The following is a 15,620-nucleotide window of genomic DNA, read 5'->3' on the forward strand; positions in this document are numbered from 1 at the left end:
CGCACTATGCATACCCCTACCGTCTCTGTAAATGAAGAGCAAAAAGGCGCGGTGATCGCCGAAGACAAGCGCTGGAATACCCGCGCGCTGATCGTCGACGACGATGTTCCGATTCGTGAGCTGCTGATCGATTACCTGGCGCGCTTCAATATTTTCGCCGTCGGCGTGACCGACGGTGCCGCCATGCGCCTGGCCCTGCAAGCCGAAACCTTTGATGTGGTGGTGCTCGACCTGATGCTGCCGGGTGAAGACGGCCTGTCGCTGTGCCGCTGGTTGCGCACTGAATCGGACATCCCGATCCTGATGCTCACCGCCCGTTGTGAGCCCACCGACCGCATTATCGGCCTGGAACTGGGCGCCGATGACTACATGTCCAAACCGTTCGAACCCCGTGAACTGGTAGCACGCATCCAGACCATCCTGCGCCGAGTACGCGATGACCGCACCGAGCAGCGCGCCAACATCCGCTTCGACAACTGGCGCCTGAATAGCGTATTGCGCCAACTGGTGGCCGACGACGGGTTGGTCGTGCCACTGTCCAACGCCGAGTTTCGTCTGTTGTGGGTGTTTATCGAGCGCCCACGTCGCGTGCTGAGCCGCGAACAATTGCTGGACGCTGCCCGGGGGCGCTCCATTGAAGCGTTTGACCGCAGCATCGACTTGCTGGTCTCGCGCCTGCGCCAAAAGCTGGGGGATGACCCCAAAGCTCCGCAATTGATCAAGACCGTGCGTGGCGAAGGCTACCTGTTCGACGCCCGAGACATCGGCTAATGCGCGCCACCTTCAATACGCTGTTCGGAAGGCTGTTCGGTGTATTGCTGGTGGCCATTGTGCTGGCCCATGTGCTGGCATTCTTTTGGTTTCACCACTACGGCCCGCCACCGCCACCGCCTCAGGAAACCTTCGTCGAACAGCCGGACGGCACGATGAAACCCCTGCACCGGCATCGTCGCCCCTGGTTTGGTGGCCCGGTGGTGCCGCTGACGTTCCAGTTTATCTCGCTGATCATCGCCGCCTGGTACGGTGCCAAACTGTTGAGCCGGCCGATCCAGCGCCTGAGCGCCGCCGCCGAGCGCTTGAGCCTCGACCTCGACAGCCCACCCCTGGACGAGTCCGGGCCCCGTGAGGCGCGCCAGGCCGCCTCGACCTTCAACCTGATGCAAAAACGCATCCGCGAACAGGTCAGCCAGCGCGCACGCATGCTTGGCGCCGTCTCCCATGACCTGCGCACCCCGCTGTCACGCCTCAAACTGCGCCTGGAACAGATCGAAGACACCAAGCTGCAAGGCCAGATGCGCCAGGACCTGGACGACATGATCGGCATGCTCGACGCCACCCTGAGCTACCTGCATGAACAACGCACCAGCGAAACCCGGCATTGGCTCGACGTACAGGCGTTGGTGGAATCTCTGAGTGAAAACGCCCAGGACCAGGGTTCCGACGTGCAATTTTCCGGCACCTGCGTGCCATTGCAGGTGCAGCCGATGGCCCTGCGTTCCTGCCTTAACAACCTGATCGACAACGCATTGCGCTATGCCGGTACGGCGCGCATAGAACTGAGCGACAGCCGCGAAGCTCTGGTCATTCGTGTCATTGACCACGGGCCCGGGATTGCAGCGGATAAACGTGAGGCCGTGTTCGAGCCGTTCTTTCGCCTGGAAGGCTCACGCAACCGCAACTCCGGCGGCGTCGGCCTCGGCATGACGATTGCCAAGGACGCAGTCGAGCGCCTGGGCGGCCGCCTGAACCTGGAGGAAACCCCCGGCGGCGGCTTGACCGCCGTGATGTGGCTGCCCCGCGCTTAAGAGCGGCACGGCAGCCCTCCCGTCCTCTACAGCGATTTGTCTTCGCGGCGAACTTGGGCCTGGGTTGCACTCCAATCGGTCAACAGGCTGTAGGCCACCGCCAGCAACGTCGGGCCGATAAACAGGCCAATAAAGCCAAAGGCAATCAGCCCGCCGAACACGCCCAACAGCACGATCACCAGCGGCAAGTTGCCGCCTCGGCTGATCAGGTACGGCTTGAGCACGTTGTCCACGCCGCTGATGATGAACGTGCCCCATACACCGAGGAACACCGCGTAAGTGTAATCGCCCTTCCAGGCCAGCCAGGCCGTGGCCGGTATCCACACCAGCGGGGGGCCCATGGGGATCAGGCTGAGCAGGAAGGTGACGATGCCCAGCACCAGCGCGCCCGGCACGCCGGCGATCAGGAAACCGATCAGCGCCAGCAGGGCCTGGGCGGCGGCCGTACCGATTACACCGTTGACCACGCGCTGCACGGTGCCGGCCACCAGTTCGATGTAGTAACCGGCGCGCTCGCCGATCAAACGCTCCAGCAAGCGATGCACGAACACCGCCAGCCGTGGCCCATCGCGGTAGAAAAAGAACACGAACACCAGGCTCAGCGTCAGCTCGAGGATGCCGCCACCAATCTGCGCACTGCGCGCCAGCAACCAGTTGCCGACCTGCCCCAGGTACGGCTTGATGCTGACCATCAGCGCCGCGCCTTGCTGGTCGATGCTGTCCCACGTCGCCACCAAACGCTCGCCGACAAAGGGAATCGAGCCCAGCCAGGTCGGCGCGGCAGGCAAGCCGTCGACCTGGATATCCTTGATCAGGCTCACGGCGTCACGCACATGGTCTGCCAGGTTAAACCCCAGCCACACCAGCGGCACCGCCACCAGCAATATCCAGCATAAGGTCAGGATGCCGGCCGCCAGAGACTCCCGGCCGCCCAACCAGCGAGTCAGCAAACGCATCAGCGGCCAGCTGGCAAATGCCAGCACCGCGCCCCAGAACAGCGCCGACCAGAACGGCGCCATCACCCAGAAGCTGGCACCAAACAACACCAGCAGCAGGATTTGCACCAGTAGGCGATCGTTATTGAGCATCGGGTATCTCGAGAAGAAGGCTGTAGGAAGAGAGCTTAGGCGAGCGGCGCGGGTCCGCTCGCCTGATAACGGTCAGCGTATCAGATGCAGGTGCAAACCCTTAGCGTCACCGATGCCGGTTTCCATGCGGGCGGCGCGTACACCGCTGTCGATCAGGCCTTGGCGCCAGGCTTCGGCCGTCGGCCCGGTCAAACTGACGCGCAAGGTGGCGTCGAGGTTCAAGCCGCGGGAAATCAGGGTCAACCAGGTGGCATCAGGCTCAGATCCCAGCGCAGGGAAATCCAGCTCGCCCGTGCTTTTCAACTCACGCAACAAGGTCGCAGAGGTGGGCAGCAAGTCCCCCAGCGGCGCGCTGGCATCGAGTTGCTCCACGTGCAGGTAAGCGCGACGGTTGCCGCGGGTGATGCCGTACAACGCCACCAGGGAGTTGCCCTGCGGCGCCGCGAGGCGCAACAGCAGGTATTCCTGCTGACCATCGGCGCCGACCAGCTTGGCGTTGCCGAAGACTTCATTGGCCCACAGGCTGCTTTCGCCGCAATCGCGGGCCTGGCACCAGAACAACAGCTGCGCGCCCTTGGCCTGTAACGCTTCGCGCGTTGCGGTAAACGCGGCGCTGGAAGTGTGCTCGGCGGGCAGCTCATAGGTGATGGCAGTGGTTTGACCGCGCGCCGTGGCCTGGCCTTCGTAGCGCAGTTGGCCGCTGATCTTGCGGATCGCCCCCATGGGGTAGATGCGTTCCTTTTCTTCTGCGGGGCGGTAATCGACGATTTGTGCATCGACCTGGCGGGACACGGCCGGTAAATCCTGGCTACCCGGCACGTCGGCGGCGAACACCAAGGGGCTGAAACAGCACAGCCCGAGGGCGCGGATACATCCTTTACGCAGGCTCATCGGACCAATAAGCCCTGGCCATCGGAGGTTGCTGCTGTTTTAAGAGCGGTGTTCACATCGTTCATGGTTGACTCCCTTTCAATCCGCCCAGCCTCGGCAGTTGACCCCGCCAAGTCAAGGCGTGGAGAAGAACCGATTGAAACAGTCTGCAACAAGGATCGCGCCGGGCTCATCATTAAGGTGTAAATGATGGCCTCCCGGCAGCGTGCTCACCGTAAAGGGTAGCTGAGAAAGCAATTCGGAATGTTTCGCCAGCATGCCATCAGCGGCGACCACCAACTGCGTAGGGCACGCCACACGCCGCACGAAAGCCATTGCCTGCTCATCAGTCAGGCGCATCGGCGAGGCCAGGGTCAGACGGCTGTCCGTACGCCAGGTATAACCACCCGGCACTGGCATCAAACCGCGCTGGGCCAGCAGTTCGGCGGCTTCACGGCTGACCGCCACCACGCCTTTCATCCGCGCTTCAACCGCCCGATCAAGGCTGCTGTAAACCGGCTTGCGTTTGTTCTGCAGGCTCAATTGCGCCTGCAGCGCCATGCCCAGCCGCTCCGCCGCGTTCTCACCAGCGGCGGTCGGCGGGACGACACCGTCGATCAAACCCAGGTGCGTCACACGCTCCGGCAAAGCGCCCGCCAACACCAACGAAACGATAGCGCCAAGGGAGTGGCCAAGTAATGCAAAACGTTTCCAGCCCAGTTGTTCGGCGACTTGCAGCACGTCAAACACATAGTCCCACAAGGCATAACCCGCCCCGGCAGGCCGGTGCGCCGAGTGCCCGTGGCCGGCCATGTCCAACGCGACGATGCGCAACCCCTGCAGCTTCGGCGCCAATCGCGCAAAGCTGTTGGCGTTATCCAGCCAGCCATGCAGGGCGATTACCGGCAAGCCGTCTTCGGGACCAAACAGGTGCGCTGCCAACTCGATATGCGGCAGGCTCAGGCGCACTTCCTCGACCGGCGCACTCATGCGCAACTGCGCTCGCGGGCTTGCCACCGGGCGAACAGGTTTTTGATCAAGGTCGCCGTGTCCTGAGGGCGTTCCAGGGGGAACATATGGCCACCGGGCATCGTCAGCATTTCGCCCATCGGCAGGCGGTCTACACCATTGGCATGGTGCCGCATGACCACCCGGCTCTGGCGGCCGCGCACCACCGCCAGCGGCACCTTCAACTGGCGAACCTGGCCTGGGCTGGTATGGGGCACGCCACGGTAGATGCTGATTTCGGTGGCGGGGTCGAAGCGCAGACGCAGGCGATCGCCCACTTGTTGCAGGCCATGTTGCAGGTAAGCGTCAAAGCATTCCGGGTCGAAGCCGCGAAACAGGGTCTTACCGGCGAAGTAACTGCGCGCGGCGTCCAGATCGGTGAACTCTTCACGTCGGCCCAAGGTGCGCCCGGCAGGAGTCAGGCGGTCGATAAAACCAAAGCGCTTGGCGGCGCGGATGACCCAGCGATCGGCGCGGGTCAGCACCGGCGAATCCAGCATCACCACACCGCGATACAGCTGTGGGCAGCGCATGGCCGCGTGCAAATGCAACACGCCGCCCAGGGAGTGGCCCACGCCCCACACCGGTTCCGGCTGCTGCTCCAAGTGGTGGATCAACTCGTCCACCAGGTTCTGCCAGTTGTCATCCACCGGAAACCTGGGGTCGTGGCCGTGCTGCGGCAGGTGAGCCACTGCATATTCCGGGGCCAGGGCGGCAAACAACTTGCCGTAAGTGGCCGAAGGGAAGCCATTGGCGTGGGCAAAAAACACGTGCTGCGACATACAGAATCCATCGACAAAAACAGAAGTTGATTGTCACCATGCCTGGCCGCTACAGCAATGACTGTAACCGCCAGGAATGATGACACTCACGCCACGCCTATCGCGCCGGCGGGTTTTCGCCCAACGGCACCACGGCCATGGTCAGGCGCGAGACACAGCTGGCCTTGCCATCGTCGTTGCTCAAGCGAATATCCCAGACCTGGGTGGTACGACCGATATGAATCGCTCGCGCCACTGCCGTCACCCGCCCGCTGCGCACACCCCGCAGGTGGTTGGCATTCACTTCAAGGCCCACGCAATAGAACTTGCTGGCATCAATACACAAATAAGCCGCCATGGAGCCGACGCTTTCCGCCAACACCACCGACGCACCGCCGTGCAACAGGCCATACGGTTGATGCGTACGCTGGTCGACAACCATGCTGGCGGTCAGTGACTCGTCGTCGAAAGATTCGAAACGAATATCCAGTAACTCGCCGATGGTGTTTTTCTGGATAGCGTTGAGTTGCTCGATATTGGGTTGGGTGCGCCACAAGCTCATGGGGTTGTCCTTATTGGTTTTATTACGTGCCTAATCCTGCCACAGAATGGATTCGGTGCGCTCGCTCCACGCCTGGAACTGTGCGCCGTAGGTCGACTCGATCACCGTGCGCTTGATCTTCAGGGTCGGCGTCAGAAAGCCGTTTTCCACCGCCCAACTGTCATTCACCACCACCAATTGGCGCAGACGTTCGTGTTTGTCCAGGCTCAGGTTGACGTGTTCCAGCCAGCGCTCAAGGCTACTGTGCAGCGCTTGTCGGTCCTGATCGCCTGCCGATAGCACACACAAGCCCATCGGCGCAGTGAGGCCATCCCCGACCACGCACACCTGTTCGATCCGCGCGTGCTCGGCCAGGCGGTTTTCGATCGGCGCAGGGGCGACGTATTTGCCCTTGCTGGTCTTGAAGATCTCCTTGAGGCGACCGGTCAGGCGCAAGCGGCCATCGGTGTCCTGCTCGCCCTTGTCGCCGGTGCGCAGGAAGCCATCTTCGGTCAAGGTCTCAGCGGTTTTCTGCGGGTCCTTGAAGTAGCCGAGCATGGTCGCGCCGCTGCGTACTTGCACCTCTCCTGACGCGTCGATGCGCACTTCAACACCGGGGCACGGCCGGCCGATCCAGCCGAGTGTCTGTTGGCCTGGGCGGCACACGTGCGAATAGCCGCAACTTTCGGTCATGCCATACACCTCAAGCACATCCAGCCCCAGGCGCTGATACCAACGCAGCAAGCCCTCGGGAACTGGCGCCGCACCGGACAACGCAATGCGTAGCGCATCCAGGCCCAAGCCCGCGAGGACTTTATGGCCGACGCGTTTGCCGATAAATGGCAGGCGCAGCAGCGTGTCGAGGCGCTGTTGCGGGATCTTGCTGTAGACGCCCAGCTGAAATTTGGTCCAGATGCGCGGCACACCAAACAGCGCCGTCGGCCGTGCCCGACGCAAGTCTGTAAGAAACGTATCCAGGCTCTCGGCGAAAAACACCGTTTGCCCGGTGTAGATCGAGGCCAGTTCGACAAACATCCGCTCCGCCACATGGCACAACGGCAGGTAGGACAGCAGCCGATCACCCTCCCCCAAACCGAATAACTGGGTGCCTTGCGTGGCGGCGAAACCCAAGGCGCCAAAGGTCTGCATCACGCCTTTGGGCAAGCCGGTGGTGCCGGAGGTGTAGACGATGGTCGCCAGGCTCGCGGCAGCGGGCGTGGGGTTATCCTGGATCGGAGAACAGGCTTGCAGGTCTGACCAGCTGAAATCAAAGTCGCCGGCCGGGCACAGTGGCAGGCTGATGGTCGGCAGACCGGCCGGGATACCGGCGACCATCGCCGGCCAGTCGTCCAGCTTGCCGATCAACACCAGCGCCGCCTCCGAATGCGTCAACACGTGGGCGACCGAGTCGGCAGTCAGGTTGGGGTACAACGGCACGGAGACATGCCCGGCCATCCAGATGGCCAGGTCGGCGATGATCCAGTGCGCGCAGTTTTTCGAGATCAGGGCAATGTGCGAACCCTGGGGCAACGCCCTGGCGCGCAACCACTGTGCAGCGCAACGGGCCTGGTCACCGACCTCGCCCCAGGTGAGGGTCTGCACCGCCCCGCCGCCGATGGGCTGCACGAGAAAGGGCTTGCGCGGGTGCCGCGCTTCACGTTCGTAGAAGACCTGCAACGGCAAACGAAAAGCGACAGGCATGGGACGCGCTCCTTTGTGATCCGATGATAGCCAACCAAGCACTTGCTTGGTTGACTATATAGCACACAAAACAGCGATGACTTTTCCTACGGGTTCTTCACATCAACCAGGCTCATCAGCCCCGCCAGCGGAAAATCCCCCTCCAGCTCCGCCAGGCTGGCGGTGTGCATCGGTTGCGGCTGACGCAGATGGCCATGCTGCAAAAAGCTGATCAGGCTGCCGACCAACGGCTGGTGACTGACCAGCAGCACGTTGTCATCGGTATCGAGTTTGTCCAGCACCTGCAGCGGGTTACTCTCTGGCGTCAGCCACGGCACCGTGCGGATTGGCGGCTCGAAGCCCAATGCCTCACGCACCAGATAGGCGGTCTGCTGGGCGCGTACATACGGGCTGGCGACGATGGCAGTGATCGGCTGGCCGATCAGGTGCGCGGCACTGCGCAACACTTCGCCACGGCCATGCTCGGTGAGGTTGCGCTCGGCGTCGGTGCGCGCGTGCCCTTCGGCTTCACCGTGTCGCAAAATCCACAGCTTCACAGCTTGGGCTCCTCATCACGTACCGGGTGCGGCGCCGGCGGTACGCTGTGGGCGGCCTCGCCATCCGGTGCGCGCGGGGTCGGCCAGTCGGCGAACGGCCAGGGTTTTTGCTCGGTATGGAAACTGCCGAAACGGCCGATCTGCGCCAGGAATTGGCTGAGGCTGTCACCAAAGTTCATCAGGCCCAGGTTCGGCGCGCCGTAGATCAGGCGATACACCAACTGCACCACCACCAGCGCACCGAGCAGGAACTGCGCCACTTGCCACACCAGCGCAAAGACCAGCATCCACAGGATACGCAGGAGGATGGACTCGTATTGGGGGGCTGCTTTCGGATCGTTCATGGCGCGTTCCTCAGTTGAAACCACTGGTGGAAATGAAATCGACATCGGTTTTCGGTTCAGCGCGCATCAGCAACTCGATGACTTGATTCAAGGTGCGCCCTTCAAACAGGATCGCGTGCAGCCCGGCGACCAGCGGCATGTACACGCCGACTTCCTGGGCCTTGGCCTTCAACACTTTGAGCGTGTTGACGCCTTCGGCTACTTCACCCAGGCGGGTCACCGCGTCTTCCAGGCTCAGGCCCTGGCCCAGCGCGAAACCGACCTGGTAGTTGCGGCTTTTCGGCGACGAGCAGGTGACGATCAAGTCACCCACGCCCGCCAGCCCCAGGAAGGTCATCGGGTTGGCGCCCTGATTGACCGCAAAGCGGGTCATCTCGGCCAAAGCGCGGGTGATCAGCATGCTCTTGGTGTTTTCACCCATGCCCAAGGCCACCGCCATGCCGGCAATGATCGCGTAGACGTTTTTCAGTGCGCCGCCCAACTCCACGCCGAACCGATCGCTGCTGGCATACACCCGGAACGTGCGGCCATGCAGCACTGCCTGGACGCGCTCGCACAGCGCTTCGTCTTCACTGGCGACCACGGTGGCCGTCAGTGCGTGCTCCGCGACTTCGCGCGCCAGGTTCGGCCCGGACAGCACACCAATACGCGCCTGGGGCGCGATCTCTGCAAGGATTTCGCTCATCAGCTTGAAGGTGTGCGCCTCGATGCCCTTGGTCAGGCTGACCAGCAGCTTGCCCGCCAGGCGCTCGGCATGGGGCGCCAGCACCGAGCGCAACGCGCTGGACGGCAGCGCGACGAAGCACAGGTCGCAGTCAGTGAGCGTTGCCAACAGGTCCGTGACCGGCTCGACCGCCGGATGAATCTTGATGCCTTTAAGGTAACGGGGGTTTTCCCGATGAACGCGGATGGCCTCGGCCTGCTCGGGATCACGCATCCACTGGCGCACCGCATGGCCGTTTTCGGCCAGCAGATTAGCCACGGCGGTACCAAAACTTCCGCCTCCCAGGACCGCAATTGGGCGCTGTTCAGTCATATGCAATCCGTTAATCCATACCAGTGGCGATGGCGGCATTATACGGGGCGACTTGCTTGCGGCCAGCCCCCGCGTCAATTCAAGCGCTTGTCGGAAAATGCCACACTTGTGTGAAGTAATTGCAAGTCCCACGACTGGCAAATGGCCCCACCTCAGTTAACATGGGCGGCTATTCGTAATTATCAAGGCCGTGCCGTGTATCTGGGCCCTCCTCCTCGCTCATCTCTGTTGTGGTTGCTGCCATTGACACTGTCATGCAGTGCAACGGCGCTGGCTGATGATCTGTTCCTGGACAGCCAGCCGCTGCCGCAGGTGCTGACGGCCACACGCCTGAAGCAATCGGCGGCGGCCGTGCCCGGCAGCATGACAGTGATCGACAGCGAGCTGATCAAGGCCAGCGGCGCACGGGACATCGCCGAGCTGCTGCGGCTGGTGCCGGGGATGATGGTCGGTTACACCACCGGCAATCAGGCGGCGGTGAACTACCACGGCACCAGCGCCAGCGATGCACGGCGCATGCAGGTGTTGATCGACGGGCGTTCGGTGTACCGCGCAGGCCTGGCGACGGTGGACTGGAGCGATATTCCGGTCGCCATGGAAGATATCGAGCGTATCGAAGTGTTCCGTGGCCCCAACACCGTCAGTTACGGCGCCAATGCGCTGATGGCGGTGGTCAACATTCTCACGCGCTCACCGGCCAACAGCCACGGCTCGCGGGTCAAAGTCATCCGTGGCGAACGCGGGATCAACGACTTCTACGCCAGCCAGGGCGTGGGTTGGGAGACCGGCGACTTGCGCCTTTCGATGTCGGGGCAACAGGACGATGGTTTTGACAGTGACGCGGTCGGTGCCGACCGTCGTGACGGTCGCCGTCTCAACCGTTTCAGCCTCGCCGTCAGCCAGACCCTGAACGCGCAGCAGAGCATCGACTGGCAATTTAACGCCAAGGAAGGGACCAATCAGCGCCCTTATACCTACGCCCCGGTATTCGCCGGGATTACCGAAGGCGGTACTAATTCCGATGTCGTCGCCAAAGACTATTCCGGGTCCATGCGCTGGAACATTGAGTTCAACCCCGAGCACAGTCTGTATATCCAGGGCTCGGCCCAGCAATGGGACCGGCAGCAAGTCTGGAAAGCCTGTGACGCCAAGGTTTCGTTCAGCCCGGAATTGACCCGGCTGTGGCAGTTGAACCCCAACTATGCCGAACGACTGGCCCGACACATGGGCGCTTATAGCCCCGACAATCTGCCCAACGGCAACAGCGCTGAACAGGCGCTGGCCAAACAAGTGCTGGAGCAGTGGCGCGATGGTGCCAACCAGAGCGTATGCGGCGACATCGACCAAAGCACCCGTGAAAGCCGCTACGACCTGGAGATTCAGGACACCCTGAGCCTGTCCGACAGCCTGCGCCTGGTCAGCGGTATGAATTACCGCTACGACCGCGCCGATTCCGACACGTACTTCAACGGCACCCTCGACGACACCACCTGGCGCTTGTTCGGCCACCTGGAATGGCGCGCCAGCGAACACTGGCTGCTGCAAGGCGGTGCCATGTACGAAGACACCTACCTAAGTGGCAACTCGCTGACGCCACGGGTGGCGGTCAATTATCTGATCAACCCGCGCCACGGCCTGCGGGCGGTGTACTCCGAGGCGATCCGCTCGCCGGACATGTTCGAGAACAACGTCAACTGGAGCTATCGCGTCACCAATCTGAGCTCTCCGGCCTACGGGCAGAATTCAGGGCAATATTTTGTGGTAACGCGAGGCCCGGGCAACCTCGATAAAGAGTTGATGCGCTCGCGAGAGCTGGGCTACAACGGTTTCTTTGCCGACCTCGGGCTCAATGTCGACGTGAAACTGTTCTATGACGAAATCACCGCCATGATCAGTTCACCGCTGCGCAATAATCAGTACATTGCCAGCAACGCCAACAGCGCGCGGTTTACCGGCGCCGAGTCGCAATTTGACTGGCGCATGAGCAGCGCCGACCGCCTGCGGCTGACCTATGCTTACGTCGACGCCACCTCCAGCAACCCGCTGGACAAGGCACAAACTGCCCGCAACAGCGGCTCGGCCGGTTGGTTGCGGGAATGGGGCCACGGCTGGTCCAGTGCCTTGTTCTACTATGGCGACGATGCGCTCAACCAATATCGCTTCGAACGGGTCGACCTGCGGGTGGCCAAGCGCATTGCCCTGGGCAAAGCCAATGTGGAGCTGGCCGGCATGTTGCAACAACGCCTCGATAACCAGCCCACCACCTGGGCCGACAACAATTATGACAGTCGCCACGTCCTCTACTTCAGTGCGGAGTTAGAGTTCTGACATGGGCGATCAGTCACGGATGACCCTCTCTTTTGCCTCAAGGCTTTGGCGGCGTGGTGTGCTGCTGGCGTGCCTGCTGCTGAGCGCGCCGGCGTGGAGCGCGGACATCCTGCTCACCGCCGCCGAAGACGGGGCCGGCGTACAAGTCTTCACCCAGGCGCTGGCCCAGCAGCGCCCCGAAGACCACGTAACCTTCACCTCGCTTAAAGACCTGCCCGCGCCGAGCCAATTGCCTGCCAGCACCCGCCTGATCCTGCTGGACCTGCCCGGTCTCGACTGGCGTCTGCAGGATGCTCAGGGGCCGCCGACCCTGGTATTACGGATCAGCCGGATACAGGCTCGCCAACGCCTGGGCAACACTCACCCGGCCAAAATCAGCCTGCTGTGGAGCGACCCGCCACTGGCGCGCCAACTGAACCTGATTGCCAACATCCTGCCCCAGGCCCGACGCATCGGTGTGCTTTACGGCGCCGACAGTGAATTCCTGCTGCGCGAATTGGCTCAGTACGCCGCGCCCATGGGGCTGGAGATCGTGCCGCAGCTCTGGGACAACGTCAGTGACAGCCGCCCGCTGCAAAACCTGCTGAAGAACAGTGATGTGCTGCTCGGCCTCGACGACCCACAGCTGTACAACCCAAAAACCGTGAAGAACCTGTTGCTCAGCAGCTACTCCCAGCAGTTGCCCCTGGTGGGCCCCAACGCCGGGTTCGTCAAGGCGGGCAGCCTGGCCAGCACCTACAGCGACCAGGCCGACTGGCTCGATGTGCTCGACCGACTGTTGGACCACTCGCCGGCCAGTTGGCCGCGCACCTTGTACCCGGAACACTTCAAAGTCGTGGGCAACCCGCAAGTCGCACGCTCACTGGGGATCGAACAGGTGGACGAAGCCGCCGTCGCCGCCCGATTGGCCGAAGGAGAAAAACGTCCATGACCTTGCGCCGTCGTTGGGACATCAACACCCGCACCCAGCTCATCACGCTGGGCCCGGCACTGTTGCTGACCTTGCTGTTGATCAGCTTCTTTACGTTCGTACGTATCCAGGACCTGCGCCAGGAACTCGACCATACCGGCCAATTGATCGCCAACCAGTTGGCCCCAGCCACCGAGTACGGGGTTATTTCCGGCAACAACGACGTGCTCGAAAGCCTGCTGCGCGCCACCCTGGCCACACCCCATGTGCGCTTCCTCGAGATTCAGGACAGCAGCGAGAACATTCTGGTGTATGTCGAACAGCCGTCGGAAAAGCACGACCGTTCGCTGTCGGTGAAAGTGTTCCAGGCGCCCATCCGCCTGCAACATATCCAACTGGGCAATGATTTTTTCCAGGACAACCTTAATGAGCCCAAGACGCGGCGCCCGGATTACCTGGGCCGGGTGATCGTCGGCATGTCCAATGACGCGTTCAGCCAGCGCCAACAGGAAATTCTGTTCAAGGCCGGCATCCTTGCCCTGTTCGCCCTGCTCTTCACCTTCTTGTTGGCACGGCGCCTCGCCGCCAGCCTGTCGCAGCCGATCAGCGCCATGGGCCATGCGGTGAAGGCCATCCAGCAAGGCGACTACAAGACGCCGCTGCCGATCGTCGATGACTCGGAGCTGGGCGACTTGTCGCGTCATATCAACAACCTTGCCGAAGGACTCAACCAGGCCAGCCGCGAACAGCATCAGGCCATGGCCCAACTGATCCAGACCCGCGAAGAGGCCGAGCGGGCGAACAATGCCAAGTCCGACTTCCTGGCAATGATGAGCCACGAGCTGCGCACGCCCATGAACGGCGTGCTGGGTATGTTGCAGCTGCTGGAAACCACCGAGATGACCGATGAGCAGACCGAATACGCCGCACTGGCGTCTGAGTCCACGGAGCATTTGCTCAAGGTGATTAATGACATCCTCGACTTCTCGCGCATTGAGCGCGCCGCCCTTGAGCTGGAACATATTCCGTTCAACCTCGCGGACTTGATCGGCAGTTGCGCGCAAGCCTTCCAGCACAGCGCCCAGCAGCGTGGGTTGAGACTGGAACTGCCAATTCCGCTGGGCATGGACTCACTGCGGGTGCAGGGCGACCCGACGCGTATCCGCCAGATCCTGGTGAACCTGATCGGCAACGCGCTCAAGTTCACTGAGCACGGCACCGTGACCGTCGAGCCCCATTGGCAAACCCTCGACCATGAACTGGTGTGGTTCACCTGCACCGTGCGCGACAGCGGCATCGGGATTTCCGCCGAGCGCCTGGAGTTGATGTTCGATGCCTTCCAACAGGCCGACAGCTCCATTTCAAGACGTTACGGCGGCACCGGCCTGGGCCTGCCGATTGCCCGTACGCTGGCCGAACGCATGGGCGGCACACTGCGCGCCCAAAGCGAAGAAGGCCGTGGCTCGGTGTTTACCCTGGAAATTCCGCTGGCCATCGATCAGCACAGCCTGCCTGCGATCGCTCAGGACCGCGAAGGCAAAACCGGCGCTGGCGATGGTCGCCGCGTGTTGCTGGTGGAAGACAACCCGGTCAATCGCACCGTGGTCGAAGCCATGCTGCGCAGCCTGGGGTTTGAAGTGAGCCTGGCCATCGATGGCGTCGAGGCAATCCGTAATGCCGAGAGCCTGATATTTACGGCCATCCTGATGGACTGCCGCCTGCCATTGATCGACGGCTACGAAGCCACAAGGCAGATCCGCCAACTGCCGGGCTGCGCCGACGTGCCGATTATTGCCCTGACGGCCAACGCGTTGCAGGGTGATCGCGAAGCCTGCCTGGCAGCCGGAATGAACGATTACCTGGCTAAGCCGTTCAAACGCACGGATTTGCAGCAAATCCTGCAGCGCTGGGTGCAATAGCGCTGCGCCATCAACCAACTGCGACTGGCGTGAAAGACGAAAGTGCGGCAGTCTTAGGCACCCAAACGGGCCGATAACAGGCTCGGTTTAAAATTTCAGTGAACAAGTGTACATTGAGTGCCTTGACGCTGTGACTTTCACTACAACGCAATAGTCTATGTGTAGGCTGCCGATATGAGGCATGAACGCTTCATTCGGTTCGGGAAGATTTGCCCAACCCTGCCGCATGGGATTATTGAGGAGCTCGCATGACCAAACAAAACGCCTTTACTCGGGAAGACCTGCTGCGCTGCAGTCGCGGTGAGCTGTTCGGCCCAGGTAACGCGCAATTGCCCGCCCCGAACATGCTGATGGTGGATCGCATCACCCATATCAGCGAAGAGGGTGGCAAGTACGGCAAAGGTGAATTGGTCGCCGAGCTGGATATCACCCCTGACCTGTGGTTCTTCGCTTGCCATTTCGAAGGCGACCCTGTCATGCCGGGCTGCCTGGGCCTTGACGCCATGTGGCAACTGGTTGGCTTCTACCTGGGCTGGCAAGGCCTGCCGGGCCGCGGTCGTGCCCTGGGTTCGGGCGAAGTGAAGTTCTTTGGCCAAGTCCTGCCGACCGCCAAGAAAGTCACCTATAACATTCAAATCAAGCGCGTCCTCAAGGGCAAGCTGAACCTGGCCATCGCCGACGGTTCGGTGACTGTCGACGGTCGCGAGATCTATACTGCCGAAGGCCTTCGGGTCGGCGTATTCACTTCCACTGACAACTTTTAAGGGTTATCC

At 61.9% G+C, this 15,620-nt stretch carries 15 protein-coding genes; 6 read left to right on the forward strand and 9 right to left on the reverse strand.

What is annotated here, in order from left to right:
* The first annotated feature begins 6 nt into the window (after positions 1-6).
* Positions 7-771 (forward strand): response regulator, encoded by a 765-nt coding sequence (locus JFT85_RS06930; protein ID WP_053255257.1) that lies wholly within the window; start codon positions 7-9, stop codon positions 769-771.
* On the forward strand, positions 771-1,805 hold the full coding sequence (locus JFT85_RS06935) for a sensor histidine kinase (protein WP_053255256.1): 1,035 nt from the start codon (positions 771-773) through the stop codon (positions 1,803-1,805). The genes JFT85_RS06930 and JFT85_RS06935 overlap by 1 nt, the downstream gene beginning before the upstream one ends.
* A gap of 26 nt (positions 1,806-1,831) precedes the next feature.
* Here the strand turns inward: JFT85_RS06935 and JFT85_RS06940 are convergent, their stop codons facing one another.
* The 9 genes from JFT85_RS06940 to JFT85_RS06980 all read right to left on the reverse strand — a co-directional run bounded on the left by JFT85_RS06940 (position 1,832) and on the right by JFT85_RS06980 (position 9,690).
* A complete protein-coding gene (locus tag JFT85_RS06940) occupies positions 1,832-2,893 on the reverse strand; it encodes an AI-2E family transporter (protein WP_069551629.1) in 1,062 nt (353 codons plus the stop codon).
* A gap of 72 nt (positions 2,894-2,965) precedes the next feature.
* Positions 2,966-3,784 (reverse strand): DUF4892 domain-containing protein, encoded by an 819-nt coding sequence (locus JFT85_RS06945; protein ID WP_201229567.1) that lies wholly within the window; start codon positions 3,782-3,784, stop codon positions 2,966-2,968.
* A gap of 114 nt (positions 3,785-3,898) precedes the next feature.
* Positions 3,899-4,753 carry an alpha/beta hydrolase gene (locus JFT85_RS06950; RefSeq protein WP_053255253.1) on the reverse strand — a complete coding sequence of 285 codons (855 nt, stop codon included), beginning with the start codon at positions 4,751-4,753 and terminating at the stop codon, positions 3,899-3,901.
* Complete coding sequence (locus JFT85_RS06955; protein WP_053255252.1) at positions 4,750-5,553, reverse strand: alpha/beta fold hydrolase; 804 nt, start codon at positions 5,551-5,553, stop codon at positions 4,750-4,752. Before JFT85_RS06955 ends, JFT85_RS06950 begins: the two co-directional genes overlap by 4 nt.
* Before the next feature lie 97 nt (positions 5,554-5,650).
* Positions 5,651-6,094 carry a hotdog fold thioesterase gene (locus JFT85_RS06960; protein WP_053255251.1) on the reverse strand — a complete coding sequence of 148 codons (444 nt, stop codon included), beginning with the start codon at positions 6,092-6,094 and terminating at the stop codon, positions 5,651-5,653.
* A gap of 30 nt (positions 6,095-6,124) precedes the next feature.
* Positions 6,125-7,774 carry an AMP-binding protein gene (locus JFT85_RS06965; RefSeq protein ID WP_201229569.1) on the reverse strand — a complete coding sequence of 550 codons (1,650 nt, stop codon included), beginning with the start codon at positions 7,772-7,774 and terminating at the stop codon, positions 6,125-6,127.
* Between the two features lie 86 nt (positions 7,775-7,860).
* Positions 7,861-8,310 carry a phosphohistidine phosphatase SixA gene (sixA, locus tag JFT85_RS06970; protein ID WP_187601624.1) on the reverse strand — a complete coding sequence of 150 codons (450 nt, stop codon included), beginning with the start codon at positions 8,308-8,310 and terminating at the stop codon, positions 7,861-7,863.
* Positions 8,307-8,654, reverse strand: a complete 348-nt coding sequence (locus JFT85_RS06975; protein WP_053255248.1) for a DUF4389 domain-containing protein — start codon at positions 8,652-8,654, stop codon at positions 8,307-8,309. The genes sixA and JFT85_RS06975 overlap by 4 nt, the downstream gene beginning before the upstream one ends.
* A gap of 10 nt (positions 8,655-8,664) precedes the next feature.
* Positions 8,665-9,690, reverse strand: coding sequence for an NAD(P)H-dependent glycerol-3-phosphate dehydrogenase (locus tag JFT85_RS06980; protein ID WP_064451622.1), 1,026 nt, complete (start codon positions 9,688-9,690; stop codon positions 8,665-8,667).
* A 195-nt stretch (positions 9,691-9,885) separates the two neighbouring features.
* Here JFT85_RS06980 and JFT85_RS06985 point away from each other — a divergent pair, with 195 nt between their 5' ends.
* The 4 genes from JFT85_RS06985 to fabA all read left to right on the forward strand — a co-directional run bounded on the left by JFT85_RS06985 (position 9,886) and on the right by fabA (position 15,611).
* The gene (locus tag JFT85_RS06985) at positions 9,886-12,018 is read left to right on the forward strand and encodes a TonB-dependent receptor domain-containing protein (protein ID WP_201229571.1); all 2,133 of its coding nucleotides are present in this window, start codon (positions 9,886-9,888) and stop codon (positions 12,016-12,018) included.
* A 1-nt stretch (position 12,019) separates the two neighbouring features.
* Positions 12,020-12,949, forward strand: coding sequence for an ABC transporter substrate-binding protein (locus JFT85_RS06990; protein WP_201229573.1), 930 nt, complete (start codon positions 12,020-12,022; stop codon positions 12,947-12,949).
* Positions 12,946-14,847, forward strand: coding sequence for an ATP-binding protein (locus tag JFT85_RS06995; RefSeq protein WP_201229575.1), 1,902 nt, complete (start codon positions 12,946-12,948; stop codon positions 14,845-14,847). Before JFT85_RS06990 ends, JFT85_RS06995 begins: the two co-directional genes overlap by 4 nt.
* A 248-nt stretch (positions 14,848-15,095) precedes the next feature.
* Positions 15,096-15,611, forward strand: a complete 516-nt coding sequence (gene fabA, locus JFT85_RS07000; protein WP_003210552.1) for a 3-hydroxyacyl-[acyl-carrier-protein] dehydratase FabA — start codon at positions 15,096-15,098, stop codon at positions 15,609-15,611.
* Positions 15,612-15,620 lie beyond the last annotated feature (9 nt).

This window comes from Pseudomonas sp. TH04 (assembly GCF_016651355.1).
Lineage (GTDB): Bacteria > Pseudomonadota > Gammaproteobacteria > Pseudomonadales > Pseudomonadaceae > Aquipseudomonas > Aquipseudomonas fluorescens.

Coding starts and splice junctions, on each gene's coding strand:
- JFT85_RS06930 (WP_053255257.1), top strand. CDS start 7: ATGCATACCCCTACCGTCTCTGTAAATGAAGAGCAAAAAGGCGCGGTG.
- JFT85_RS06935 (WP_053255256.1), top strand. CDS start 771: ATGCGCGCCACCTTCAATACGCTGTTCGGAAGGCTGTTCGGTGTATTG.
- JFT85_RS06940 (WP_069551629.1), bottom strand. CDS start 2,893: ATGCTCAATAACGATCGCCTACTGGTGCAAATCCTGCTGCTGGTGTTG.
- JFT85_RS06945 (WP_201229567.1), bottom strand. CDS start 3,784: ATGAGCCTGCGTAAAGGATGTATCCGCGCCCTCGGGCTGTGCTGTTTC.
- JFT85_RS06950 (WP_053255253.1), bottom strand. CDS start 4,753: ATGAGTGCGCCGGTCGAGGAAGTGCGCCTGAGCCTGCCGCATATCGAG.
- JFT85_RS06955 (WP_053255252.1), bottom strand. CDS start 5,553: ATGTCGCAGCACGTGTTTTTTGCCCACGCCAATGGCTTCCCTTCGGCC.
- JFT85_RS06960 (WP_053255251.1), bottom strand. CDS start 6,094: ATGAGCTTGTGGCGCACCCAACCCAATATCGAGCAACTCAACGCTATC.
- JFT85_RS06965 (WP_201229569.1), bottom strand. CDS start 7,774: ATGCCTGTCGCTTTTCGTTTGCCGTTGCAGGTCTTCTACGAACGTGAA.
- JFT85_RS06975 (WP_053255248.1), bottom strand. CDS start 8,654: ATGAACGATCCGAAAGCAGCCCCCCAATACGAGTCCATCCTCCTGCGT.
- JFT85_RS06980 (WP_064451622.1), bottom strand. CDS start 9,690: ATGACTGAACAGCGCCCAATTGCGGTCCTGGGAGGCGGAAGTTTTGGT.
- JFT85_RS06990 (WP_201229573.1), top strand. CDS start 12,020: ATGGGCGATCAGTCACGGATGACCCTCTCTTTTGCCTCAAGGCTTTGG.
- JFT85_RS06995 (WP_201229575.1), top strand. CDS start 12,946: ATGACCTTGCGCCGTCGTTGGGACATCAACACCCGCACCCAGCTCATC.
- fabA (WP_003210552.1), top strand. CDS start 15,096: ATGACCAAACAAAACGCCTTTACTCGGGAAGACCTGCTGCGCTGCAGT.